Origin of the sequence: Streptomyces sp. NPDC048566, from assembly GCF_043199735.1 — a bacterium.
Classification (GTDB): Bacteria; Actinomycetota; Actinomycetes; order Streptomycetales; family Streptomycetaceae; genus Streptomyces.
In genome coordinates, this window is the sequence record NZ_JBICWL010000001.1 from 528,583 (window position 1) to 552,977 (window position 24,395).

General features: G+C 73.7%; 22 protein-coding genes. 9 read left to right on the top strand and 13 right to left on the bottom strand.

Annotation, left to right across the window (positions count from 1 at the left end):
* Window positions 1–3 precede the first annotated feature (3 nt).
* The 4 genes from ACGFS9_RS02325 to ACGFS9_RS02340 all read right to left on the bottom strand — a co-directional run bounded on the left by ACGFS9_RS02325 (window position 4) and on the right by ACGFS9_RS02340 (window position 3,594).
* Window positions 4–867 carry a 1,4-dihydroxy-6-naphthoate synthase gene (locus tag ACGFS9_RS02325; RefSeq protein ID WP_393249912.1) on the bottom strand — a complete coding sequence of 288 codons (864 nt, stop codon included), beginning with the start codon at window positions 865–867 and terminating at the stop codon, window positions 4–6.
* On the bottom strand, window positions 851–1,606 hold the full coding sequence (locus ACGFS9_RS02330) for a futalosine hydrolase (RefSeq protein WP_393249914.1): 756 nt from the start codon (window positions 1,604–1,606) through the stop codon (window positions 851–853). Before ACGFS9_RS02330 ends, ACGFS9_RS02325 begins: the two co-directional genes overlap by 17 nt.
* Window positions 1,576–2,073, bottom strand: coding sequence for a DUF2771 domain-containing protein (locus tag ACGFS9_RS02335; RefSeq protein WP_393249916.1), 498 nt, complete (start codon window positions 2,071–2,073; stop codon window positions 1,576–1,578). The genes ACGFS9_RS02330 and ACGFS9_RS02335 overlap by 31 nt, the downstream gene beginning before the upstream one ends.
* 96 nt (window positions 2,074–2,169) lie before the next feature.
* Window positions 2,170–3,594, bottom strand: coding sequence for an MFS transporter (locus tag ACGFS9_RS02340; RefSeq protein ID WP_393249918.1), 1,425 nt, complete (start codon window positions 3,592–3,594; stop codon window positions 2,170–2,172).
* Window positions 3,595–3,986: 392 nt separating this feature from the next.
* On the opposite strand from ACGFS9_RS02340, the gene ACGFS9_RS02345 reads away from it, so the two are divergent.
* Together ACGFS9_RS02345 and ACGFS9_RS02350 are read left to right on the top strand one after the other, a co-directional pair.
* A complete protein-coding gene (locus ACGFS9_RS02345) occupies window positions 3,987–4,913 on the top strand; it encodes a DUF3027 domain-containing protein (protein WP_393249920.1) in 927 nt (308 codons plus the stop codon).
* Window positions 4,914–5,453: 540 nt separating this feature from the next.
* Complete coding sequence (locus tag ACGFS9_RS02350; protein ID WP_393249922.1) at window positions 5,454–8,687, top strand: sacsin N-terminal ATP-binding-like domain-containing protein; 3,234 nt, start codon at window positions 5,454–5,456, stop codon at window positions 8,685–8,687.
* Between the two features lie 46 nt (window positions 8,688–8,733).
* On the opposite strand, the gene ACGFS9_RS02355 is transcribed toward ACGFS9_RS02350, so the two are convergent.
* Both ACGFS9_RS02355 and ACGFS9_RS02360 read right to left on the bottom strand, forming a co-directional pair.
* Window positions 8,734–11,133, bottom strand: a complete 2,400-nt coding sequence (locus ACGFS9_RS02355; RefSeq protein WP_393249924.1) for a cation-translocating P-type ATPase — start codon at window positions 11,131–11,133, stop codon at window positions 8,734–8,736.
* Between the two features lie 124 nt (window positions 11,134–11,257).
* Entirely contained in the window at window positions 11,258–11,524 is a 267-nt protein-coding gene (locus tag ACGFS9_RS02360; protein ID WP_393249926.1) for a DUF2530 domain-containing protein, read from the bottom strand.
* Between the two features lie 240 nt (window positions 11,525–11,764).
* On the opposite strand from ACGFS9_RS02360, the gene ACGFS9_RS02365 reads away from it, so the two are divergent.
* Window positions 11,765–13,216 carry an NCS2 family permease gene (locus ACGFS9_RS02365; RefSeq protein WP_393249928.1) on the top strand — a complete coding sequence of 484 codons (1,452 nt, stop codon included), beginning with the start codon at window positions 11,765–11,767 and terminating at the stop codon, window positions 13,214–13,216.
* Window positions 13,217–13,270: 54 nt separating this feature from the next.
* On the opposite strand, the gene ACGFS9_RS02370 is transcribed toward ACGFS9_RS02365, so the two are convergent.
* Window positions 13,271–13,453 carry a ribbon-helix-helix protein, CopG family gene (locus tag ACGFS9_RS02370; RefSeq protein ID WP_015659639.1) on the bottom strand — a complete coding sequence of 61 codons (183 nt, stop codon included), beginning with the start codon at window positions 13,451–13,453 and terminating at the stop codon, window positions 13,271–13,273.
* Window positions 13,454–13,597: 144 nt separating this feature from the next.
* Between ACGFS9_RS02370 and ACGFS9_RS02375 the strand changes: the two genes are divergently transcribed.
* From ACGFS9_RS02375 to thpR, 3 genes are all read left to right on the top strand, one after another.
* On the top strand, window positions 13,598–14,035 hold the full coding sequence (locus tag ACGFS9_RS02375; RefSeq protein ID WP_393249930.1) for a MarR family winged helix-turn-helix transcriptional regulator: 438 nt from the start codon (window positions 13,598–13,600) through the stop codon (window positions 14,033–14,035).
* 108 nt (window positions 14,036–14,143) lie between these two features.
* Window positions 14,144–15,679 carry an MFS transporter gene (locus ACGFS9_RS02380; protein WP_393249932.1) on the top strand — a complete coding sequence of 512 codons (1,536 nt, stop codon included), beginning with the start codon at window positions 14,144–14,146 and terminating at the stop codon, window positions 15,677–15,679.
* Between the two features lie 294 nt (window positions 15,680–15,973).
* Window positions 15,974–16,564 (top strand): RNA 2',3'-cyclic phosphodiesterase, encoded by a 591-nt coding sequence (gene thpR, locus ACGFS9_RS02385; protein WP_393249934.1) that lies wholly within the window; start codon window positions 15,974–15,976, stop codon window positions 16,562–16,564.
* Between the two features lie 137 nt (window positions 16,565–16,701).
* On the opposite strand, the gene ACGFS9_RS02390 is transcribed toward thpR, so the two are convergent.
* Both ACGFS9_RS02390 and ACGFS9_RS02395 read right to left on the bottom strand, forming a co-directional pair.
* Window positions 16,702–17,694: an aldo/keto reductase gene (locus ACGFS9_RS02390; RefSeq protein ID WP_393249936.1), complete on the bottom strand. Its 993-nt coding sequence runs from the start codon at window positions 17,692–17,694 to the stop codon at window positions 16,702–16,704.
* 79 nt (window positions 17,695–17,773) lie between these two features.
* A complete protein-coding gene (locus ACGFS9_RS02395; protein WP_393249938.1) occupies window positions 17,774–18,457 on the bottom strand; it encodes an SGNH/GDSL hydrolase family protein in 684 nt (227 codons plus the stop codon).
* 164 nt (window positions 18,458–18,621) lie between these two features.
* Between ACGFS9_RS02395 and ACGFS9_RS02400 the strand changes: the two genes are divergently transcribed.
* Complete coding sequence (locus ACGFS9_RS02400) at window positions 18,622–19,626, top strand: WD40 repeat domain-containing protein (protein ID WP_393249940.1); 1,005 nt, start codon at window positions 18,622–18,624, stop codon at window positions 19,624–19,626.
* Window positions 19,627–19,804: 178 nt separating this feature from the next.
* On the opposite strand, the gene ACGFS9_RS02405 is transcribed toward ACGFS9_RS02400, so the two are convergent.
* Window positions 19,805–20,104: a hypothetical protein gene (locus ACGFS9_RS02405; RefSeq protein WP_393249942.1), complete on the bottom strand. Its 300-nt coding sequence runs from the start codon at window positions 20,102–20,104 to the stop codon at window positions 19,805–19,807.
* Window positions 20,085–20,510 carry an ATP-binding protein gene (locus tag ACGFS9_RS02410; RefSeq protein WP_393249944.1) on the bottom strand — a complete coding sequence of 142 codons (426 nt, stop codon included), beginning with the start codon at window positions 20,508–20,510 and terminating at the stop codon, window positions 20,085–20,087. The genes ACGFS9_RS02405 and ACGFS9_RS02410 overlap by 20 nt, the downstream gene beginning before the upstream one ends.
* 138 nt (window positions 20,511–20,648) lie before the next feature.
* On the opposite strand from ACGFS9_RS02410, the gene ACGFS9_RS02415 reads away from it, so the two are divergent.
* Window positions 20,649–21,518, top strand: coding sequence for a helix-turn-helix transcriptional regulator (locus tag ACGFS9_RS02415; protein WP_393249946.1), 870 nt, complete (start codon window positions 20,649–20,651; stop codon window positions 21,516–21,518).
* Window positions 21,515–21,694 carry a DUF397 domain-containing protein gene (locus tag ACGFS9_RS02420; RefSeq protein ID WP_393249948.1) on the top strand — a complete coding sequence of 60 codons (180 nt, stop codon included), beginning with the start codon at window positions 21,515–21,517 and terminating at the stop codon, window positions 21,692–21,694. Before ACGFS9_RS02415 ends, ACGFS9_RS02420 begins: the two co-directional genes overlap by 4 nt.
* Before the next feature lie 70 nt (window positions 21,695–21,764).
* Here the strand turns inward: ACGFS9_RS02420 and serC are convergent, their stop codons facing one another.
* On the bottom strand, window positions 21,765–22,883 hold the full coding sequence (gene serC / locus ACGFS9_RS02425) for a phosphoserine transaminase (RefSeq protein ID WP_393249950.1): 1,119 nt from the start codon (window positions 22,881–22,883) through the stop codon (window positions 21,765–21,767).
* A 230-nt stretch (window positions 22,884–23,113) separates the two neighbouring features.
* Complete coding sequence (locus tag ACGFS9_RS02430) at window positions 23,114–24,337, bottom strand: cytochrome P450 (RefSeq protein ID WP_393249952.1); 1,224 nt, start codon at window positions 24,335–24,337, stop codon at window positions 23,114–23,116.
* Window positions 24,338–24,395: the final 58 nt, after the last annotated feature.

Consider the following 24,395-nt stretch of genomic DNA (forward strand, 5'->3'; position numbering starts at 1 on the left):
CGATCAGGGGAAGCGCAGCGCGTCCGGTCCGAGGGGCGGCACCAGTCCCTCGGCCGCGGCCCGCGTGAGCAGGCCGCGGACCGCCGCGTACCCGTCCTCGCCGAGATCGGCCGTGAACTCGTTGACGTACAGGCCGATGTGCTGGTCGGCGACCGCGGGGTCCATCTCCTGGGCGTGTTCCAGCACGTAGGCGCGGGAGGCCTCCGGGTCGTCCCAGGCGGCGCGGACCGAGGCCCGCGCGGCGTCGGCGAGCGCGCGCAGGCGGTCCGCGCCCAGCGAGCGCCGGGCGATGATCGCGCCCAGCGGGATCGGCAGGCCGGTCGTCCGCTCCCAGTGCTCGCCCATGTCGGCCAGCTTGTGCAGGCCGTAGTTCCGGTAGGTGAAACGCGCCTCGTGGATGACGAGGCCCGCGTCGACCTTCCCGTCCCGCACCGCGGGCATGATCTCGTGGAACGGCATGACGACGATCTCGCCGACGCCACCGGGCAGCGTGTCCGCGGCCCACAGGCGGAACAGCAGGTACGCCGTCGACTTCTCGCTCGGCACCGCGACCGTCCGGCCGGTGAGGTCCGCGCCGGCCTCCCGGGTCAGCACCAGCGGACCGCAGCCGCGCCCGAGCGCGCCGCCGCACGGCAGCAGCGCGTAGTCGTCGAGGACGTAGGGCAGCACGGCGTACGACACCTTCAGCACGTCGAACTCGCCGCGCTCGGCCATGCCGTTGGTGATGTCGATGTCGGCGAAGGTCACGTCGAGCGAGGGGGCCCCGGGGACGCGGCCGTGCGCCCAGGCGTCGAAGACGAACGTGTCGTTCGGGCAGGGCGAGTAGGCGATCCGCAGGTCCCTGCCGGGTTCAGTGCGTACGGTCATGTCCGTTCCAACTCTCCAGGAGGGGCGTCAGCTTCCCGAACGCCCCGGCGAGTGCGGTGAGCGCGTCGCCGATGCGCCAGGCGGAGCGGTCGCGCGGGCCGACGGCGTTGGACACCGCGCGGACCTCCAGCACCGGCACGCCGTGCGCGGCGGCGGCCTCGGCGACCCCGAAGCCCTCCATGGCCTCGGCGAGGGCGCGCGGGTGCCGCCCGCGCAGCTCCGCGGCGCGGGCGGCGCTGCCGGTCACGGTCGAGACGGTGAGCACCGTTCCGAGCCGTCCGCCGGTGACGGCCGCGGCCTCGCGCGCGAGTGCGGCGGGGGGACGGTGGCTGACGGTGCCGAAGCCCAGTTCGGTGACGGGGAGGAAGCCCTCGGGGGACTCGGCGCCCAGGTCGGCGGCCACGATGTCGTCGGCGACCACCAGCGAGCCGACCGGCGCGTCGGGCGCGAAGCCGCCCGCGACACCGGCGCAGACGACGAGCCCGTAGGGCGTGTCGCCGAGGGCCGCCGCGGTGAGCGCGGCGGAGACGGAGGAGGCGGCGAGCGCCGGTCCCACTCCGGCGGCCAGCAGGTCCAGGCGGCCGGTCCGGAACAGGGTCGCGCCGGGCAGCCGTGCCGCCCGCCCCGGGGCCGGGGACGCCCCGGCCACCGCGTCCCGTTCGGCGGGGACGGCGGTGGCCACGAGCACCCGGTGCCCGGGGTCGCTGATCAGGCGTCCTTCTTGAGCTTGAAGGACCACAGGCCGGTCACGGTCTTCTCGCCCTCCTTGACGGAGACGATCGTGGAGTCGCCGGTGGCGCCGTACTGCTCGTTGAAGAACACGCTGCCCGGGATGGTCCGGTAGGTCTTCGTGCTGGAGTCGGTCAGCGGCTGACCGTTCATCAGGATCGTCCAGCCGTTGTCCGCGATGTCCGGGTCGACACCGAAGCGCACGGTGGCGTCCGGGTCGACCTTGATGGACTTGATGTCCTTGGACTTCAGGCACTTCGCCAGCTCGGCGGCCTTCACCGCGTCGCCGTCGTTGTAGCAGTCGGTCTCGGAACTCACGGAGTTGTCGCCGACCGTGATGGTGGCCAGCGGCGTCGGCTTGTCACAGGCGGACAGGGCGAGGAGTCCGGCGGAAACGGCGCCGACGGTGGCGACGGCGCGACGGCGGCGGGCTGCGCGCTGTCCATGGGCGGCTCTGCCGCGGGGCAGGGAGGTCATGGCCGAAGGCTATCGGGCGCGCCCACCAGTCCTCCCACGTGGGGTACGGCGTGCCGTGCGCGGACCCGCACGGCCCGGGCCGCGGCGGCGCCGCCGTCAGGACACCCGCTGCCCCTTGCGGCCTCCGTGCCGGGCGACGGACAGCAGGCCCCGCACGGTCGTCAGCCAGCCGACGGCGACGATGCCCGCGGCCACCGACAGGCCGAACGACCCGTTCAGCGGCATCGCGATGCCGATGGCGCCGCCCAGCACCCACGCCATCTGGAGCAGGGTCTCGGAGCGGGCGAAGGCGGAGTTGCGGACCAGTTCGGGGACGTCCCGCTGGATCATCGCGTCCAGGGACAGCTTCGCGAGCGCCTGCGCGAAGCCGGCGACGGCCGCCAGGCAGGCCACCAGCGCCGTGCCGAAGAAGATCGCGGCGGTGATCGCGGCCGCCAGGACGAACGCCACCACGGTGACCACGATGAGTTCCGGAGCGCGCTGCTTCAGCCAGGCGCCGACGGCCGTGCCGAGCGCGTTGCCCACCCCGGCGGAGACGGCCACCAAACCCAGGGAGACCGCCGCGCTCCGGCCGCTGAGCGGGTGCTCGCGCAGCAGGAAGGCGAGGAAGAAGATCAGGAAGCCGGAGAGGCAGCGCAGTGAGGCGTTCGCGGCGAGCGCGTGCGTGACGGCGGTGCCCACCGTCCGCAGCCCGGGGCGCGGCGGCTTCTTCAGGTGCGGGCCGTGCAGGTGCTGCTCGTCCGCCGCCAGCAGGGCCTTGTCCTCGCCCTTGGCGGAGTCGACCTTGTGGGGCAGCGAGAAGGACAGGAACGTCCCCGCGATGAAGATCACGAAGGCGCCGTAGAGCGGATAGCGGGCGCCCAGCGACTGGAGCAGCGCGCCCACGGGCGCGGCCACACCGGTGGCCAGGAGCCCGCCCAGGGTGACCCGTGAGTTCGCCTTGACCAGCGAGAAGTTCGGGGGCAGCAGGCGCGGCACGACGGCGCTGCGCACCACCCCGTACGCCTTCGAGGCCACCAGCACCCCGAGCGCGGCCGGATACAGCTCGAACGTGCCGCTCACCACCGCGCCCGCCAGCATCAGCGCGAGCATGGCCCGGGCGAGCATGGCGCCCGCCATCGCGGCGCGCCGGCCGTGCGGCAGCCGGTCCAGGAGCGGCCCGACCACCGGGGCGAGCAGGGCGAAGGGCGCCATCGTGATGCCCAGGTAGAGCGCCACCCGGCCGCGGGCCTCGTCGGTCGGCACCGAGAAGAACACCGTGGACGCCAGCGCCACGGTGATCATGACGTCGCCCGCGCCGTTCACCGCGTGCAGCTCGATCAGTTTGCCCAGGCCCGACTCGCCCGCCCCGTGCGCGTGCGTCGCCCGGCGGATGCCGCGCGCGGTCTTCGTCACGGGGAAGTTCAGGGCACGCCCCACCGCACGGACGGAACCGGTCATCCGGCCCGATCCGCCACCTTCACTGTTCCCCTTGGCGCCACCGACTCCGGTGGCTCCTTGAGGCGACCTCGCGGATGCCACCCCGTCATAGTGCCCCGAGATCGGGGTTTGTAGTGCGGTCACCGCGCGGATGGGGGCCTGGCCCGGCGGCGCCGGGAGCGGGGCGCGGGGCCGCGCGGGGCGGCGCCCGGGGGCCGCCGGGCCACGCCGCGGAGCGGGAAAGATCCCGGCGCGGAGCGCCGAAGACGCCCGCCGGTGTGGGCCCAGGGCCCGGAAGAAGGTAGCGTGCGTAGCGCGCCTGCGGCGATTGTTCTCGGCCGCGCGCCTCTCGGCCATCCCGCAGAATGGATGGCGTAGGTGCGCCCGAGTGCGATCGGGCGCGGACGTCGACGCGGCCCACCGGTCCGCTCCGTCCGCACCCCCGCCGGAGAAACGGCGCACCCGTGAGACGGCGTAGGAGAGAAGCGATACCTGTGAGCGCAGCGACAACGCGAAGCCGCACCCCCGACCGCCTGTGCGCCGAGGCGGTCGACCTCGCCCGTACGGCCGCCGAGGAGGTCGCCTACCCCGGCGTCGTCGGCGAGCATCTCGGGATGGTCTCCGAGGGGGACCGCGTTGTCACGCACTATTTCGAGTGCAAGGAGCCGGGATACCGCGGCTGGCGCTGGGCGTCCACCGTGGCCCGCGCCTCCCGCGCCAAGGTCGTCACGCTCGACGAGACGGTCCTGCTCCCGGGGACCGACGCGCTGCTGGCGCCCGAATGGGTGCCGTGGAGCGAGCGGCTCCGCCCCGGCGACATGGGCCCGGGCGACCTGCTGCCCACGGACGCCGAGGACCTGCGGCTCGAACCGGGCTACTCCGGCGAGGACGAGCCCGCGCCGAACTCCGCCGTCTCCGACGACATGGCCCGACTGGTGGAGGCCGAGGACATCGAGGTGACCGCGGGCACCCCCGCGCACCTGCCGGCGGCCCCGCGCCGCGGCTCGATCGCCGCCGTCGCCGAGGAACTCGGTCTGCGCCGCGCCCGGGTCCTGTCGCGGTACGGCCTGCACGTCGCGGCCGACCGCTGGGAAGAGGGGTACGGGGCCAAGACCGCGATGGCGCAGGCCGCGCCCGCGACGTGTGTCAGCTGCGGCTTCCTGAACCGGATCGGCGGCTCGCTCGGACAGGCGTTCGGAGTGTGCGCGAACGAGTTCTCTCCGGCCGACGGGCGCGTGGTGTCGCTGGCGTACGGCTGCGGCGGGCACTCCGAGGCCGCCGTGATGCCGAAGCCGCCGCGGCCCGCTCCGCCGGTCATCGACGAGACGCGGGTGGACCCGTTCCCCCTGCGGCCGTCCCCCGACTCCGGGTCCGTCCCCGCGGCGCCGGACGAGTCCACCGCGGAGCTGGGCCACTCCTAGGCAACCGGCCTCCCGGCCATCCCCGGCTCCTGCAACGGGGCCGGGGCCGCACCCTCTGACCGGCGGTCCTCGCACCGGGGCCCGCACCCGGTGATCGGCGGTCCTCGCACCGGGGCCCGCACCCGGTGATCGGCGGTTCTTGTAACGGGGCCGGGCCCGCCGCCGGCCCCGACACCCCGCGCCGGTGCCCCTGTCCCGGCGTCCCCAGCGGCGCCCCTGCGTCCCCAGCGGTGCTTCTGTGTCCCCAGCGGTGCTTCTGTTGTCCCCGCGTCCTCAGCGACGCCCCTGCGTCCCAGCGGCGCTCCCGCGAGCGGTGCTCCTGTCTCCCCGCGTTCCCACCGGCGCCCCCGTTCCCCCGCGTCCCCACCGGCGTCCCCCGGGCTCCCCGTCCCCGCCGTCCGGGACGTCTGCGCCCCGGGCGGCGGACGGTCGCGGCCCCGCCGCCCGCGGCGAAGGCACAGGCGGGGGCGCGGTACCTTCGAGCCGCGACCGGCCGCACGTTTCGCGTGGCCGGCCCCACCCGAGAGGGAGAGTGAGTCCGTGAGTAACTTCGTGCGGCCGGCGGCCGAGGGCGCCGACCCCTTCGGGACGGCCCGGCTGCGCCGCGGCGTGCTCGACGCCTGGGCGGCCGGCCCCGCCCGGTTCCGGGAGGACGCCAACGCGGAGGAGGACCTCGTCCTCGGCGGATACCGCGACCGGCTCGTCGTGGAGCTCGCCCAGAACGCCGCCGACGCGGCGTCCCGCGCCGGCGTCCCCGGACGTCTCCGGCTGACCCTGCGCGACGGCGTGCTGATCGCGGCCAACACCGGTGCCCCCCTCGACGCGGCGGGCGTCGAGTCGCTGTCCACGCTGCGCGCCTCCGCGAAGCGGGACGCCGCCGACACCGCCGTCGGCCGGTTCGGCGTCGGCTTCGCCGCGGTCCTCGCCGTCACGGACGAGCCCGCGGTCGTCGGCCGGCACGGCGGCGTCCGCTGGTCGCTCGCCGAGGCCCGCGGCCTCGCGGAGCGGACCGCCGGGGACGGCCCCGGGGGTCTCGGCGACGAGATCCGCCGCCGCGACGGCCATGTGCCCCTGCTCCGGCTGCCGTTCGCCGCCGAGGGCACCGCGCCCGACCCCTACGACACGGCTGTGATCCTCCCGCTGCGCGACGCCGCCGCCGAGGACCTCGCCGAGCGCCTGCTGCGGACGGTCGACGACGCCCTGCTGCTCGCCCTGCCCGGCCTGGAGGAGGTGGTCGTCGAGACCGGGGTGGAGGAGATCCGCACGCTGCGCCGCGGCCGGCCCGACGGCCGGGACCCGGACCCCGCCGCCTCCGCCGCCCGCGCGGCCGACGGCGCGGACGGCGGGCGCGACCACGGGATCGTGGTGATCGACGACGCGCGTGAGGGCACCACCCGCTACCGCACCGTCGCCCACCACGGCCCCCTCGACGCCGCCCTGCTCGCCGACCGCCCGGTCGAGGAGCGGCTGCGGCCCCACTGGTCCGTGACCTGGGCCGTGCCCGTCGGCGCGGACGGCGCGCCGGCCCGCCCCCGGACCAGCCCCGTCGTGCACGCGCCGACCCCCAGCGACGAGGCCCTCGGCGTGCCCGCGCTGCTCATCGCCTCCTTCCCGCTCGACACCACCCGGCGCCACGCCGCCCCCGGGCCCCTCACGGACTTCCTGGTCGAGCGCGCGGCCGACGCCTACGCGGAACTGCTCGCCGCGTGGCGGCCGGTGGACGCCGGGATCATCGACCTGGTGCCCGGGCCGCTCGGCACGGGCGAACTGGACGGCGCGCTGCGCCGGGCGGTCCTGGAGCGGCTGCCCCGCACCGCGTTCCTGCCGCCCGCCGTGCCGCCGGGGGAGACGCCCCCCGTCGTGTCCCCGGACGGCTGGCCCGCGGGCGGCGCCGCGGAGCGGCCCGCCGCGCTGCGCCCGCGCGACGCCGAGGTGGTCGAGGGCGCCGGCGCCGACACCGTCCGCGTCCTCGCCGAGGTCCTGCCGAGCCTGCTGCCCGCCGGACTGGAACGGCGGGCGGAGCTGCGCACCCTGGGCGTGGCACGCGTTCCGCTCACCGAGGCCGTGGACCGGCTCGCCGGCCTGGAGAAGGAACCGGGCTGGTGGCACCGGCTGTACGACAGCCTCGCCGGGGTGGACCCGGACCGGCTGTCGGGGCTGCCCGTGCCGCTGGCCGACGGCCGGACGACGATCGGGCCGCGCCAGGTGCTGCTGCCGGTCGGCGCCGCCTCCCCGGTGGCCCCGGACACGCTGGCCCGGCTCGGCCTGAAGGTCGCGCACCCGGACGCGGCGCACCCGCTCCTGGAGAAGCTGGGCGCGCTGCCCGCGACGGCCCGCTCCGTGCTCACCACCCCGCAGGTGCGGGCCGCGGTGGCGGCCTCGCTCGACGACGACGGCGGGGCGTGGGACGAGGACACCCCGGACGCGGAGGAGCTGGCCGACACCGTGCTGGCGCTGGTGCGCGACGCGGGGCTGGAGCCGGGCGACGAGCCCTGGCTCGGCGCGCTGGCCCTGCCGGACGAGGACGGCGAACCGGCGCCCGCCGGTGAACTCGTCCTTCCGGGCAGCCCGTTCGCCCTGGTGATGCGCGAGGGCGAGCTGCCGTACGTCGACGCGGAGCTGGCCGACCGCTGGGGCGGGCAGCCGCTCGCCGCCTGCGGGGTGCTCGCCGGCTTCGCCCTGGTCCGGGCCACCGACGTGGTGCTCGACCCGGACGAGATGGAACCCCGCGACGGGGACTTCGCCGAGCCGGACGACGCCGGCCTGCTGGACGCCGTCGACGTGTGGTGCGAGGACGTCCTGGACCGGCTGCCCGACGCGCCGGTCCCACCCGTCGCGACCGAGATCGTCGCCGTCCGCGACCTGGACCTGGTGGACGACGACCACTGGCGCGAGGCCCTCGCGCTCCTCGCCCGGCCGCCGCTGCGGGACGCGATCACCCAGCAGGTGCGCGTCCTGCTGCCCGACGGCACCCACGAGGTCGTCCGCCCGTACACGGCGTGGTGGCTGCGCGGCCATCCCGTGCTCGACGGCCGCCGCCCGGCCGGTCTGCGGGCGGCCGGCGGCGACCCGCTGCTGCGCGGCCTGTACGACGAGGCCGACGCGACCGGCTTCGACGACGAGCAGGTGCTGCGCGCGCTCGGCGTGCGGACGACGGTGGCCGCCCTGCTCGACGAGCCGGGCGGAGCGGCCGAGCTCCTCGACCGGCTCGCCGACCCGGACCGCGAGGTCACCGGCGCCCAGCTGCACGCCCTCTACGGCGCGCTGGCCGACCTCGATCCGGAGCAGGTGACCCTGCCGGACGAGCTGCGGGCCGTGGTGGACGGCGAGGTGCGGGTGGTGGACGCGGCCGACGCCGTGGTCGTGGACTCCCCGGACCTGCTGGCGTTCACCGGCGGGGTGCCGCTGCTGCCGGTGCGGCCGGCGCGGGCGGCGCAGCTCGCCGAGCTGTTCCAGGTGCGGCGGCTGAGCGAGTCCGTCACCGGGGAGGTGACCTCCGAGGGCACCGAGCACGCCGTGCCGGAGTCCGTGCGGACCCTGCTGGGCCCGCGGACCCCGGCCACGTACCTGGAGCACGAGGAACTCGTCGTGGACGGCACCGAACTGGACTGGCGGCGCACCCGCGACGGTGTGCTGCACGCCGCCACGCTGGAGGGGGTGGCCGCGGGGCTCGCCTGGGCGGCGGGCCAGTGGCCGCGCCGCTTCGAGGTTGCCGCCCTCCTGGAGGACCCCTCGCGCACCGGCGAACTGGCCCGGGACCGCTGGTTCGACTGACCGCACCGGCGTGCCGGGCGCCGGCCGTCCGGCGCCCGGCCGCGCGTCAGGCGGGGAAGCGGCGGTCGACCCACTTCCAGAGGAACTCCAGGCAGGCCGCCGCGATCACCGAGATGAGCACGGCGGTCCACGGCATCGTCGTGCCGACCAGCTTCAGCGCGAAGAAGTGCTGGAGCCACGGCACGGCCAGCACCAGCAGGAACGCCCCGCCCATCGAGGCGACGAGGCCGACCCGCCACCAGGTGTAGGGCCGGGCGATGATCGCGAGGACCCACATCGAGATCAGGAACAGCGTCAGCGTCGCCGCGCTCGTCTCGGCGTCCAGCGCCCCGGCGCCGGTGTAGTGGTGGCGGGCGAGCAGGTACGTCACGAAGGTGGCGACGCCCGCGACGACCCCGCCGGGCACCGCGTACCGCATCACGCGCCGCACGAAGTGCGGCTGCGCCCGCTCGGAGTTGGGCGCGAGGGCGAGGAAGAACGCCGGGATGCCGATCGTCAGGGTGGACAGCAGGGTCAGGTGCCGGGGCAGGAAGGGGTACTCGACCTGCCAGCACACCACCAGCACGGCCAGCAGCACCGAGTACACCGTCTTCACCAGGAACAGCGTCGCGACCCGGGTGATGTTCCCGATGACCCGCCGGCCCTCCGCGACGACCGAGGGCAGGGTGGAGAAGCTGTTGTTCAGCAGCACGATCTGGGCCACCGCGCGGGTCGCCTCGGACCCCGACCCCATGCTGACCCCGATGTCGGCGTCCTTGAGCGCGAGCACGTCGTTCACGCCGTCGCCGGTCATCGCCACGGTGTGCCCGTGCGACTGGAGGGCGCCGACCATGTCGCGCTTCTGCTGCGGGGTCACCCGCCCGAACACCGTGCCCTTCTCCAGCGACGTCGCCATCGCGTCGGGCTCGGCGGGCAGCCGGCGCGCGTCCACGACCTCGCCGCTGAGCCCGAGCTTGCCGGCCACCGCGCCCACCGACACCGCGTTGTCGCCGGAGATGACTTTGGCCCGGACGTCCTGCTCGGCGAAGTAGCGCAGGGTGTCCGCCGCGTCCGGGCGCAGCCGCTGCTCCAAGACGACGAGCGCGGTGGGCCGCGCCGCCTCCCGCACCCCGGGGTCCTCCAGGTCCCCGGTGGTGCGGGCGAGCAGCAGGACCCGCAGGCCGGCCTCGTTGAGCCGCTCGGTCTCGGCGAGCGCCGGGTCCCCCTCGCCGAGCAGCACGTCGGGGGCGCCGAGCAGCCAGGTGCTCGACTCGCCGTTGCCCTCGCTGAACCCGGCGCCGCTGTACTTGCGGGCGGAGGAGAACGGCAGCGCCTGGACGCAGCGCCACTCCTCGCTGTCGGGATAGGCGGCGATGATCGCCTGGAGCGAGGCGTTGGGGCGCGGGTCGGACGCGCCGAGGGCGCCGAGGACCGTGCGCACGTAGGTCTCGTCGGCGCCGCCGAGGGTCCGCAGCTCGGTCACGTCCATGCCGCCCTCGGTGAGGGTGCCGGTCTTGTCGAGGCAGACGGTGTCCACCCGGGCGAGTCCCTCGATGGCGGGCAGCTCCTGGACGAGGCACTGTTTCCGGCCGAGCCGGATGACCCCGATCGCGAAGGCCACGGAGGTCAGCAGGACGAGCCCCTCGGGGACCATGGGGACGATCCCGCCGACCGTCCGGGCGACGGAGTCCTTGAAGCCGTGCTGCTTGACGACGAGCTGGCTGACGACGAGGCCGACGGCGGTCGGGATCATCATCCACGTCACGTACTTGAGGATCGTGGAGATGCCGGTGCGCAGCTCGGACTGGACGAGGGTGAACCGGGACGCCTCCTCGGCGAGCTGCGCCGCGTACGCCTGGCGGCCGACCTTGGTCGCGGTGAACGCGCCGCCGCCGGCGACCACGAAGCTGCCCGACATCACGGCGTCCCCCGGGTGCTTGACGACGGGGTCGGCCTCCCCGGTGAGCAGCGACTCGTCGATCTCCAGCCCGTCGGCCTCCGCGCAGGTGCCGTCGACGACGACCTTGTCGCCCGGGCCGATCTCGATGAGGTCGCCGAGCACGATCTGCGCGGTGGAGACCTCGGTGGCCGTCCCGTCCCTGCGGACCGTCGGTCTCGCCTCGCCGATCACCGCGAGGGAGTCCAGGGTCTTCTTGGCCCGCCACTCCTGGACGATCCCGATCCCGGTGTTGGCGATGATCACGTACCCGAACAGGCTGTCCTGGAAGGGCGCGACGGCCAGCATGATCAGCCAGAGCACGCCGATGATCGCGTTGAACCGGGTGAAGACGTTGGCGCGGACGATCTCGGCGACGGAGCGGCTGCTGCGGACGGGGACGTCGTTGACCTCGCCGCGCGCGACGCGTTCGGCCACCTCCGCGGACGACAGGCCCTCCGCCCGCCGGGACACGGGGACGGGCACGGGGTGCACGGGGTCGAGGCCGGTGCCCGCGTCGATGTGGGTCATGCATTCGACGGTACGTGCGCGTCTGCGGCTTCACCCGCCGAGCGCACGAAAGATCCGACCTGGGGAGGACGGGCGCGGCGGGGGAGTGCGGCCGTGGGTGGAGAAGGGAGGCGCGGCGGGGGCGTTACTCCGTCACGGGGGTGCCCGCGGCCCGGGCCCGCTTGAGGGCGGCGTCGCGCTTGCGGACGTACCAGATGCCGATCAGGCCGAGGCCGGCGCCGGCCAGGCAGGTCCACAGCCACCACAGGTGCCCGTGGTCGTCGAACCACCCGTAGAACGGCAGCTGCACCAGGAAGAGGACGAACCAGAGGATCGTGCCGCCCGTGATGGTGGCGACGACGGGGCCCTCCAGGGGCTCCGGCGCCTCGTGCTTGGGGGTCCACTTCGCCATGGACACAGCTTACGAGGGCCCGCGGTCCGCCCGCGCCCGCACCCGTGCCCGCCGTGCGCACCCGGGGTCTACGCGCGGAGATAGCGAATTCCGACTCATATGTTCATACTGAATCGATCCAAGACTGGCCAGTAGTCTTCGTACGAAACACCAACGGACATCCGGGGGAAACCCGTTGGTGACCGGAACCCGGCCAGGCTTGATCACGTTCCCCCTTCCCCCGCACGCATGAGGACCCGCATGTCCACCTCGGCCGCCACCCAGGCCCCCGCCCCGCAGGAGCCGGAGTCCCGGCCCGCGCAGAGCGCCCTCGACCGCTACTTCCGGATCTCCGAGCGCGGCTCCAGCCTGCCGCGCGAGATCCGCGGCGGTTTCGCCACCTTCTTCGCGATGGCGTACATCATCGTGCTGAACCCGATCATCCTGGGCAGCGCGAAGGACATGTACGGGCACCAGCTGGACGGGGGGCAGCTGGTCACCGCGACCGTGCTGACCGCCGCGTTCACCACCCTGCTCATGGGTGTCATCGGCAACGTGCCGATCGCGCTGGCGGCCGGCCTCGGCGTGAACACGGTCGTCGCCCTCCAGCTCGCCCCCCGGATGTCCTGGCCGGACGCCATGGGCATGGTGGTCCTGGCCGGTTTCGTGGTGATGCTGCTGGTCGCCACCGGGCTGCGCGAGCGCGTCATGAACGCCGTCCCGCTCGGCCTGCGCAAGGGCATCGCCATCGGCATCGGCCTGTTCATCATGCTCATCGGCCTGGTCGACTCCGGCTTCGTCTCGCGCATCCCCGACGTCGCCCAGACCACCGTGCCGCTCCAGCTCGGCGGCGACGGCCACCTCACCGGCTGGCCCGTGCTGATCTTCGTCCTGGGCACGCTGTTCACCCTCGCCCTGATGGTGCGCAAGGTGCCGGGCGCCATCCTCATCTCGATCGTCACCATGACGATCGTCGCGATGGTCGTCGACGCCGTCGCCACGGTCCCGTCCTGGGGCCTGACCACCCCGAAGTGGCCCGGCAGCCCGGTCGACACCCCCGACTTCGGCCTCGTGGGCCAGGTCAGCCTCTTCGGCGGCTTCGACAAGGTCGGCGTGCTCACCGGGGTCCTCTTCGTCTTCACCGTGCTGCTGTCGTGCTTCTTCGACGCGATGGGCACGATCATGGGCATCAGCGACGAGGCCAAGCTGACCGACGCCGAGGGCAACATGCCCGGCATCAACAAGGTCCTCTTCGTCGACGGCATCGCGGTCGCCGCGGGCGGTGCCTCGTCCTCGTCGGCCACCACCTGCTTCGTGGAGTCCACGGCCGGCGTCGGCGAGGGGGCCCGCACCGGCTTCGCCAACGTGGTCACCGGCGCGCTGTTCGCCGTCGCCCTCTTTTTGACCCCCGTCGCCACCATGGTCCCGTCCCAGGCCGCCACCCCCGCGCTCGTCGCGGTCGGCTTCCTGATCCTGTCCCACTCGATCAAGGAGATCGACTGGGCCGACTACACGATCGCCATCCCGGCCTTCGTGACCATGCTGATGATGCCGTTCACCTACTCGATCACGAACGGCATCGGCATGGGCTTCATCACCTTCGTGGTGCTGCGCCTGGCCGCGGGCCGGGGACGGGACATCCCGGTCGCGATGTACGTGGTGTCGGCGGTGTTCACCTTCTACTACCTGATGCCGGCCCTCGGGCTGACCTGACCCGACCGGGACCGGGCCGGTCCCCCGGCGGAACGGGGACGCGGGGGCGCGGCCTCACGTGACCCCGTAGAACTTCTCCGTCTCCTCGACCGCGGTCTGGAACCGCTCGTCGAAGTCGTCGCGAATGAGCGTCCGGACCACGTAGTCCTGGACACTCATTCCGCGTTTGGCGGCATGGTGGCGGAGCCGTTCGAGCAGCTCCCCGTCTATACGCAGGCTGAGCACGCTGGTCCCCATGGAGTCGAGGGTCGCGGCAGGCCGGGCGGCACCGGGTGGCTTTCCGGATTCGGCTCACTCATATGAGTGACCTCACGGTTCGGTGGCGCGCTTCACGGGCACCCCGCTGGTCCTTAGCGAGAGTAATGAGTTACGCTAACGAACATGCCTGACCTCACCCAGGGCGACGACGAGGCCGCCGTGAACGCCGTGCGATCCGCAGTGATGCGGTTGTCACGCCGACTCAAGCACCAGCGGGTCGACGAGTCGCTGAGCCCCACCGAGATGTCGGTGCTCGGCACCCTCGCCCGCTGCGGCACCGCCACCCCGGGCGAACTCGCCCGCAAGGAGCACGTGCAGCCGCCGTCCATGACGCGCATCGTCGCCCTCCTGGAGGCCAAGGGCCTGGTCAGGCTGGAGCCGCATCCCGAGGACCGGCGCCAGAAGGTCGTCACGCAGACCGACAAGGCGGAGGCCATGCTCGAAGAGAGCCGCCGCAGACGGAACGCGTTCCTGGCCGGGCTGGTCGAGGCCCTCGACGAGGACGAGTGGGCCAAGCTCCGCGAGGCCGCACCCGTCCTGGAGAAGCTCGCCCACCTCTAGACCCGCACCACCGGCCGCCGCCGGTCCCCGACCGGCGGCGGCCGTCCCCAGCAAGCGCCGACGCCCCCGTGACGCCGACGTCCACGACTCCCCCGGAGGCGAGCCCTTTTGAGTACGGGACCCGGAGCAGACTCCGCCCCCGCACCAGCCACCCCCGACTCCCCGGCCACCCACGACCCCGCGGCCCCGGTCGCCGCCTTCCCGGCCGTCCCCGACCCCGCACCGGGCGGGAACGCCGCCCCCGCGGCCCCCGAGGCCGCCGCCGACACCGCCCCGGCCGCACCCGCGACCGCCTCCCGGGCCGCCGAGGCCCCCGGGCGCCCCGCGGAACCCGCCGGGCCGGGCCGCCGCACCCCGCGCTCCCCGTCGATGTTCAGCTCGCTGGGGGTCCGCAACTACCGGCTGTTCTTCCTCGGCCAGGTCGTCTCCAACACCGGCACCTGGATGCAGCGCATCGCCCAGGACTGGCTGGTCCTCAGCCTGACCGGCTCCTCCGCCGCGGTCGGCATCACCACCGCCCTGCAGTTCCTGCCGATGCTCCTGTTCGGCCTGTACGGCGGAGTCCTCGTCGACCGGCTGCCCAAGCGTCCCACGCTGCTCGTCACCCAGACGGCGATGGCCCTCACCGGCCTGGTCCTCGCCTTCCTCACCCTGTCCGGGCACGTCCACGTCTGGCACGTCTACCTCGCCGCGTTCGCCGTCGGCCTGGCCACCGTCGTCGACAACCCGGCCCGGCAGTCCTTCGTCTCCGAGATGGTCGGACCGGACCAGCTGCAGAACGCGGTCAGCCTGAACTCGGCCAACTTCCAGTCCGCCCGACTGGTCGGCCCCGCCGTCGCCGGGCTCCTGATCACCGGCGTCGGCACCGGATGGGCCTTCCTCCTCAACGGCCTCTCCTTCACGGCACCCATCGCGGGCCTGCTCCTGATGCGCGGCCGGGAACTGCACGCCGGCCGGCGGACCCCGCGCGGCAAGGGACAGCTCCGCGAAGGACTGCGCTACGTGGCCCGCCGCCCCGAGCTGATCTGGCCGATCGTCCTCGTCGGCTTCATCGGCACCTTCGGGTTCAACTTCCCCGTCTGGCTGTCCGCGTACGCCGACGACACCTTCCACGCCGGTGCCGGCGCCTACAGCCTCTTCAACACGCTGATGGCCGTCGGCTCGCTGGCCGGCGCCCTCCTCGCCGCCCGGCGCGGCACCGCCCGGCTGCGCGTGCTCATCTCGGCCGCCGCCGCCTTCGGCGCACTGGAGGTGATCGCCGCGACCGCGCCCTCGCTGTGGCTGTTCGCCCTGCTGATGGTCCCGATCGGCATCTTCGGGCTGACGGTGAACGTCACCGCGAACACCACCGTCCAGATGGCCACCGACCCCGCCATGCGCGGCCGGGTGATGGCCCTGTTCATGATGGTGTTCGTGGGCGGCACCCCGCTCGGCGCCCCGCTGGTCGGCTGGGTCACCGACACCTGGGGGCCCCGGGTCGGCTTCGCGCTCGGCGGCGCCGTCTCGCTGGCCGCGGCGACGGCCGTCGGCCTGGTCCTCGCCCGCCTGGGCAACCTGCGCGTCCGCCTCGGCTGGCACCGCGGCCACCCCCGGGTCCGCTTCGTGCCGCGCACCCGCCCCGAGGAGCAGCCCGCCACCGTCTGACCCGCACCGGGGGCGGGCCGACCGGACGCCCGGGCCCACGACGGCCGGTGCCCGCCCACCGGGCGGGCACCGGCCGTCTCGCACACACCGGGCCGCCTTTCTCCCTCTCCCCGCCCGGCCGGCTCCGGTCCGTGCGCCGGGTCCCCGGTCGGGGTGCCGCGGACGGGACGGACGTGCCCGCCGGTGTCCGGCCTCGGGCCGGCGGCGCGCCACCCCCGACCGGGCGGGCCGCCCCCACCGGCGCCGAGCCCGCTTCCCCGCCCCCGGGCCCCCGGCACCTGCCACAGTGGCCCCATGAGACTCTTCGCCGCCGTGCTCCCGCCTCCCGAGGCGGTACGTGAACTCGCCGCGGAGGCCGACCGGTTGGCCCGGATGCCGGGCACCGGCCGGCTGCGCTGGACGGGCCGTCCCGGCTGGCACCTCACCCTCGCCTTCTACGGCGAGGTCGCCGACGCCGCCGTGGCGGACCTCACCGAGCGGCTGCGACGCGGCGCCCACCGCACCGCGCCCTTCCCGCTGTCCCTGCGCGGCGGCGGCCACTTCGGCCGCCGCGCCCTGTGGGCGGGCGCCGCGGGGGACACCGACGCCCTGCGGCTGCTGGCCGCCCGCGCCGAGGCCGCCGGCCGCAAGGCGGGCCTCGCCCTGGAGGAACACCGCGCCTACCGGCCGCACCTGACCCTGGCCCGCAGCCGCGACGGCGCGGACCTCACCCCCTGCGTCACCGCTCTGGAAGGCTTCGCCTCACCCGCCTGGACCGTGCGTGAGCTGTGTCTCGTCCGCAGCCACCCGCCGGCCGCCGGGACCCCCGGCGAGCAGCCCCGATACGAGACGCTGGCCGTTCTGCCGCTGGGGGCGGGCGACGGCGGCGGGCCCGCGGCCCGTTAATCTCGGGGGCGTGAACCCGAAGACCCGCAACCGGATCATGGCCGGTGTGCTCGTGCTGATGTTCGTCGTCGTGGCCATGGCGGCGGCGGTCAGGTAGCGACCGCCACCGCCGGACGGCGGACCCGCTCAGGCCCGTCCTACCAGGCGAACGCCTCCGGAGAGGGACCCGGCCCCGGGAAGATCTCGTCCAGGCCGTCCAGGATCGCGGGCGCCAGCTCCAGCTCCACGGCGCGCAGCGCCGACTCCAGCTGCTCCGCGGTCCGCGGCCCGACGATGGGGCCGGTCACCCCGGGGCGGGTGAGCAGCCACGCCAGAGCCACCTCGCCGGGCTCCAGGCCGTGCTTGTCGAGCAGATCCTCGTACGCCTGGATCTGGGAGCGCACGGCCGGGTCGGCGAGGGCGTCGGCGGCCCGGCCGCTCGCCCGCCGGCCTCCCTCGGCCTGCTTCCTGATCACCCCGCCCAGCAGTCCGCCGTGCAGCGGCGACCACGGGATCACGCCGAGCCCGTACTCCCGGGCCGCCGGAAGGACCTCCATCTCGGCGCGCCGCTCGGCCAGGTTGTAGAGGCACTGCTCGCTGACCAGGCCGATGGTGCCGCCGCGGCGTGCCGCGATCTCGTTGGCCTGGGCGATCTTGTACCCGGGGAAGTTGCTCGACCCCACGTAGAGGATCTTGCCCTGTCGCACCAGGACGTCGATGGCCTGCCAGATCTCCTCGAACGGCGTCGCCCGGTCGACGTGGTGGAACTGGTACACGTCGATGTAGTCCGTGCGCAGGCGCTTCAGGCTCGCGTCCACCGCCCGCCGGATGTTCAGCGCGGACAGCTTGTCGTGGTTGGGCCACGGCTCGCCGTCCGCGCCCATGTTCCCGTACACCTTGGTCGCGAGGACGGTCCGCTCGCGCCGGTCGCCGCCCTGCGCGAACCAGTTCCCGATGATCGATTCGGTGCGGCCCTTGTTCTCGCCCCAGCCGTACACGTTCGCCGTGTCGACGTAGTTGACGCCCGCGTCCAGCGCGGCGTCCATGATGGCGTGGCTGTCGGCCTCGTCGGTCTGCGGTCCGAAGTTCATGGTGCCGAGGACGAGCCGGCTGACCTTGAGTCCCGTGCGTCCGAGCTGTGTGTACTCCATGAGATCCCAGCCAACGCCTTCGAGTCCGCTCGACGCAAGGGCACCACGGCACCTCCGGCGGGGCCGCCGGCCCCGCGGCTCAGGAAGGGACCGCGGCGTAGGGCGCGCCCAGATCCCACGCCTGGTACATCGCCTCGGCGAACCCCTCGGCGATCTTGTGCTCGCCGGCCGCGTTCGGGTGGGTGCCGTCGTAGGTGTCGAAGGCGATGTCGTACCCCGGGGGAGGGGATGCCAGGAGCAGCGGGGAGCCCGGCTCGTCGAGGTCGGCGACCGTCTTGGCGAGCAGCTCGTTGAAGGCGGCGACCTCCGCGGCGAAGGGCGCGTCGGAGGCGGCCCGCACGTTCGGTATCACCGGCAGCAGGACCATCCGCACACGCGGGTTCGCGGCCCGTGCCTCGGCGACGAAGGTGCGGGCGTTGGCGGCCGTCTGGACGGCGTTGGTGTAGAAGCCGAGGTCGATCAGGCCGAGGGAGACCAGCAGGACGTCGGCGCGGTGCGCGCGGACCGCCTCGCGGACGAGCGGGGCCATGTGCTGCCACCCCTCGCCCCAGCCGGCCAGGTGGGCGCGCGGGAAGTCCGGGTCGGCGTACTCGTAGGAGTCCGCGGTGCCGGTCGCCTGGTCGTGGAGCGTCTCGCGCGGCCCGACGATCTTGAACGGGCCCCCGTACGTCTCCCGCAGGTGCTGCCACATCCGGTAGCGCCAGGTGTGTTCGCCCGCGCTGCCGATCGTCATGGAGTCCCCGACGGGCATGAACCTGAGCATCCGCTCATCATGGTCGATCGGCGGGGGTGTGATCGGCCCCGGGGGTGTGAGGCCTGCCACTGTCCGCCGTCGCCGGCGCCCCCCGCGGGGCCGGTCCGCCCGGTTCCCGGCCCCGCGGGGGCGCCGCCGACGCGAACGGCACGGCGGGGTGGCAGTCTTGGGCCATGCGCCGATCGCCCTCGCCCCGCCCCGGGACCGCCGCCGGAGTCCTCGCCGGAGCTCTCGCCGTCGCCGTCGCCGGAGTCGTCGCCGCGGCCCCGGCCCTCGCCGACGCGGGCGACGACGGCTTCACCATCAAGGACCCCCGCATCACGGAGTCCAGCGGCCTCGCCGCCTCCCGCATCCACCCGGGCGTGTACTGGACGCACAACGACAGCGACGACGGCCCCTACCTGTACGCGGTCGACAGCCGTACCGGCCGCACCGTGGCCACCGTCACGATGAGCGGCGTCGGCGCCCCGCGGGACGTCGAGGCGATCTCGCTGGGCCCCGACGGCGACCTGTACGTCGGCGACATCGGCGACAACCTGGGCGGCAAGTGGGACCACGTGTGGATCTACAAGCTCCCCGAGCCGAAGGTCCTCAAGGACCAGACGGTCCGCGCCACGCAGTACGTCGTGAAGTACGCCGACGGCCCCCGCAACGCCGAGGCGCTGATGGTCCACCCGAAGACGGGCCGGGTGTACATCGCCGACAAGAACGAGGACGGCGGTCACCTCTACGAGGGCCCGGCCCGGCTCTCCGCGACCGGCACGAACGTCTTCGAGCGCGTCGCCCCCGTCGACCTGTGGGTCACCGACGGCGCCTTCTCGCCGGACGGCCGGCACCTCGCCGTACGGGGCTACTTCGGCGGCATCCTCTACGACTGGAACGGCGGCGACATCAAGCGGCGGGAGCGCCTGGACGTGCCGCTCCAGGCGCAGGGCGAATCCGTCACGTACACCACCGACGGACGGAAACTGCTGTACGGCAGCGAGGGAGCGAACAGCCCCGTGCAGCCCGAGGACGCGCCCGGTGCCGCCGGCTCCGACGCCGCGTCCCCCTCGAAGGGCGGCGGTTCCGCCTCCGGCGGCGGGGGCGAGACGAGCAAGAGCGCCACGGTGGGCGCCGTCGCGGTCGCTGCGCTGCTCGCGGGGTTCTTCGGCCTGCGCAGGCTGAGGCGCCGCTGACTTTCCGTCATATATCCGACGGACGAGGGAGGGGGCGCCGGCCCGCGGTGCCACGAGCGGGAACGCCGTCTCGGTCGGCGGCGGCTCGCGGAGCCCGCACTCCGCCGCCACCTCGCGGCGGCGAAACGACGGCCGCGGCGCCGCCCGGCAGGTGATCGCCTGTGCGTCCGGCGGGGTCTCACGGCCTGAGGACGTAGAGCCGCACCACGTCGTCCGAAGGTCCCCAGGGCGTGGACGGCGGGGGCGGAGGCGGGCTCCGCCAGCACGCGTCGTCGCGGGGGAACGGCAGTCGGTGGCCCGCCGCCTGGTTGCGCCGGGCCCAGCGGCGCCAGCGGGCGTCGTAGGGGTCGGGGAGCCGCCACACGTACGGGTCCGGTGCGCGCACCTCGGCCCCGAGGTCCCGGCCGTCCATCGGGGAACCGCCGGAGGCGGGGCGCCGGAACAGGCGGGTGAGCGCGTCATGAGCCCGCCGGAGCATCGGCCCTCCCCGGTCGTCGGGCGAGCGTGAACCGGGCCCACACGCACTTGGTGTACGGGCCCTGCCGGTGCCCCCATGTGTCGGCCAGCTCCGCGACGAGCGCCAGACCGCGCCCGCCCTCCTCGTGCGGGCCGGCCCGCCGGGGCCGGGGAAGCCGGTCCCGGTCGGGGTCCCAGACCTCCAGCGTCAGGTCGTCCCCGCGCAGGGTGAGCGCCACCTCGATGAGGGCGTGGGAGACCCGGCAGTGCGTGACGGCGTTGGCGACGAGTTCGCCGGCCAGGAGGGTTGCGCGCTCGATCAGTTCGGCGGGGGCGCCCCAGTCGGAGAGCGTCGAGCGGACACGCCTTCGGGCCACGGGCACGTTCTGCCTGCGGCCGGCGATGCGGAATGTCTGAGGTGGGGGCATGGGGCCGAAGCTAGGCCCGACCTCGGCACTTACGCAATGAGCTTGAGTGAATGCATTCAGTAAGTCGTCCGATCGAGTGATGTCCGGTCAGTGATGGTGATGGGTGTGGCATCGTGGCCGCAGGAGAGGGGAGTTCCCATGCCCGCAGGTGGACGACCGACGGTGCGCAGCAGGCGACTTGGCGCGGCGCTCAGGCAGTACAGGCAGGCCGCCAAGATCGACCAGCCGAAGGCCGCCGAGATCATCGCGGCAAGCCAGGCCAGGATCAGTCGACTTGAGAGCGGGAACGTCACCGCACGCGTCATCGAGGTCCGGCTGCTCCTGGACGCCTATGGCATCAGCGATCCGGAAGTCCGGCGCAAACTGGAGGAGTTGGCCAAGCACTCCAAGAACCGGGGCTGGTGGCTGGAGCATGCCGCCCATCTGCGTCCGGACTACGTGGACCACATCGCCTTGGAAGACGACGCGACCTACATCCGCGAGTGGCAGCCGGTGATGGTGCCCGGACTCTTGCAGACCCCGGCCTACGCGGAGGCTGTGATCGCCAGTTCTCCCCACGGCATCGAGCCGGAGCGGGCCGCCGAGTTGGTGAAGGTCAGGGCGGGCCGGCAGGCGAAGATCGAGGAGGGCGGCGCCTCGTACACGGTCATCCTCTGGGAGTCCGTCGTGGCGCACCCTCTGGTGAGCGTCGAGATCCACCGGGACCAATTGGCCGCGATCCTGGAGACCGGGAAGCGGAAGAACGTGACCGTGCAGGTTCTGCCCTTCAGTGCGGGCAGCCTGGCCGGTTACTCGTCGGCCTTCTCCTCCTTCAGCTTCGACGAGGAGCCGACGGTGGAAGCGGTCGCCATGGACAACCTGCGGGGTACGTCGGTCCTTGAGGCAGCGGGCGACCTCGCCGCTTACGCCAATGCGTTCGACCTACTACGATCGGCGGCGTTGGCGCCGGAGGCGAGCGCGAGGGTCATCCGGGGCGTACTGCGGAGCTTGAAGGAAGACACATCGTGACCGAGGTCGTAAGTCCCTTTCGGAAGTCGTCGTACTCGGGGGCAGAAAACGCCTGCGTCGAGGTCGCCCACACCGCTCCCGGCGGTCGGGCCGTCCGCGACAGCAAGCAGGGCGACGGTCCCGTCCTCGTGGTCTCCCGCGAGACCTGGCAGGCATTCCTGGGCCAGTTCGCGTAAGCGGCACCCGGAGAGCCGAGAGCGCCCGGCGGATCATCCGCCGGGCGCTCTCGGTGTCGTACGGGAGGGACTACAGCTTCTCGATCACGTAGTCGACGCACCGCGTGAGCGCCTCGACGTCCGCCGGGTCGATCGCCGGGAACATCGCCACACGCAGCTGGTTGCGGCCGAGCTTGCGGTACGGCTCGGTGTCGACGATGCCGTTGGCACGCAGCGCCTTGGCCACGGCGGCGGCGTCGATCTCGTCGGCGAAGTCGATCGTGCCGATGACCTGGCTGCGCTGGGCGGGGTCGGTGACGAACGGGGTGGCGTACTTGCTGTCCTCGGCCCAGCGGTACAGACGCGAGGAGGAGTCCTTCGTCCGGGCCGTCGACCAGGCCAGGCCGCCCTGCCCGTTGATCCACTCCAGCTGCTCGTTGAGCAGGAAGAGCGTCGCGAGGGCCGGGGTGTTGTACGTCTGGTTCTTGCGGGAGTTGTCGATCGCGGTGGGCAGCGAGAAGAACTCCGGGACGTGGCGGCCCGAGGCGTGGATCCGCTCGGCGCGCTCCACGGCGGCGGGGGAGAACACGCCGATCCACAGGCCGCCGTCGGAGGCGAACGACTTCTGCGGGGCGAAGTAGTAGACGTCCGTCTCGGCGATGTCGACGGGCAGGCCGCCGGCTCCCGAGGTGGCGTCCACCAGGACCAGCGAGCCCGGGTCGGCTCCGGCGACCCGCTTGATCGGCGCCGCGACACCGGTGGAGGTCTCGTTGTGGGTGAAGGCGTACACGTCGACGCCCGCCTCGGCGACCGGCTCGGGGTGGGTGCCCGGGTCGGAGGAGACGACGCTCGGGTCGGCGAGCCACGGCGCGAGCCTGGCGGCCTTCGCGAACTTCGAGGAGAACTCGCCGAAGGTGAGGTGCTGCGACTTGGCGTCGATCAGGCCGTGCGTCGCGATGTCCCAGAACGCGGTGGAGCCGCCGTTGCCGAGGACGACCTCGTAGCCCTCGGGCAGCGAGAACAGTTCGCGTACGCCCTCGCGGACGCTGCCGACCAGGTTCTTGACCGGGGCCTGGCGGTGGGAGGTGCCGAGCAGGGAACGGCCGGTCGCGGCCAGCGCGTCGAGCGCCTCCGTCCGCACCTTGGAGGGGCCAGCGCCGAATCGTCCGTCGGCGGGCTTGATGTCAGCGGGGATCTGGATATCAGCCACGCGGGGAGCCTAGCCGGTCGGGGAAACCTGGTCGAAACGTCGTCCGGCGGCTGAGACGACCGGGGACCGCACCGAGAGAGACGCGAGACGCGGCGGAGAGAAGGGGGAGAGGGGGCACCGTGCCTCTCCTTGTTCACGTCGGTCGCCGTAGCGCTCGTCCGCCGACGGCACCCGGGAGCGGACAGGGCGCCCTCCGCGGAAGGCGCCCTCCGGGGCCTACGCCCCTCACCTCATCCGGTGATCAGTCGAACCGGCAGTTCGAACAGGTCGTTCTGCGTCACCACCGGCTTGTTCCGCAGCTCCGACGCCGGGACCGCCAGGTCCAGGCCGGGGAAGCGCGCGTACAGCGCCGGCAGCGCCACGCCCGCCTCCAGGCGGGACAGGGCGGCGCCGGGGCAGACGTGCGGGCCGTGGCCGAAGGAGATGTGCCGGGGGCCCTCGGTGCGGCTGATGTCGAAGTCGCCGGCCGTCGGGCCGTGCGCCGTCTCGTCCCGGCCGATCGCCCCGTACGACACGATCAGCGCGTCGCCCGCCGGGATCACCTTGTCGCCGACCGGGACGTCCTCGGTCGCGAAGCGGATCAGGACGTGGGACGTCGGCGTCGAGTAGCGCAGCGTCTCCTCCACGACCGCCGACCAGTCGGCCTCCCCGGACAGCACCCGGGCCCGCTGGTCGGGGTGGGCCGACAGGTTGACGACCGCGTTGACGATCAGGGAGATCGTCGTCTCGTGGCCGGCCGCGACCATCAGCTGGAGGGTGGAGACGATCTCCTCGTCGGTGAGGTGGTCGCCGTCCTCGGAGGCGAGGATCAGCGCGCTGGTCAGGTCGTCACCCGGCTCCGCCCGCTTGGCCGCGACGGTCGCCGCCATGATCCCGGCCAGCTCGGTGAGCGTCGCGATCACCTCGGCGGGCGGGGTCTGGGTGGAGAAGAACTTCTCGAACAGCTCCTTCAGCCGCGGCAGCCGCGCCTCGTCGATGCCCATGAGGTCCGCGACGACGTACATGGGCAGCGGGTAGGCGAACTCGGCCTTCAGGTCGACGACCTCGCCGTGCAGGCCGTCCAGGAGGCCCTCGGTGAGCTTCGCTATCCGCTCCCGCATCCGCTCCACCCGCCGCGGGGTGAGCGCCTGCGCGACCAGGGTGCGCATCCGGCGGTGGTCGGCGCCGTCCACGGTGAGCATGGAGCGGCCGGGGTTGGCGAGCCCGATCAGCGGCCAGTCGGGGGCGATCTCCCCGCGCTGCCAGGCGCCCCACACGTTGATGTCCTTGACCAGGCGGGGGTCGGTGAGCAGGGCGCGCGCCTCGGCGTGGTGGGTGACCGCCCAGACGGGTACCCCGCCGGGCAGTTCGACGGCCGCGAGCGGGCCCGCGGCGCGCAGCGCCTCGCTCTCGCCGTCCAGGTCGGTGACGAAGGGGTCCAGGGCGATGCGGGTCTCTTCGGTACCGGTGGTCATGCGGGGGTGCCTCCAGAGGGCGGGGTAGGGGTACGGCGTCTTCCCGGGGCGGCGCCCG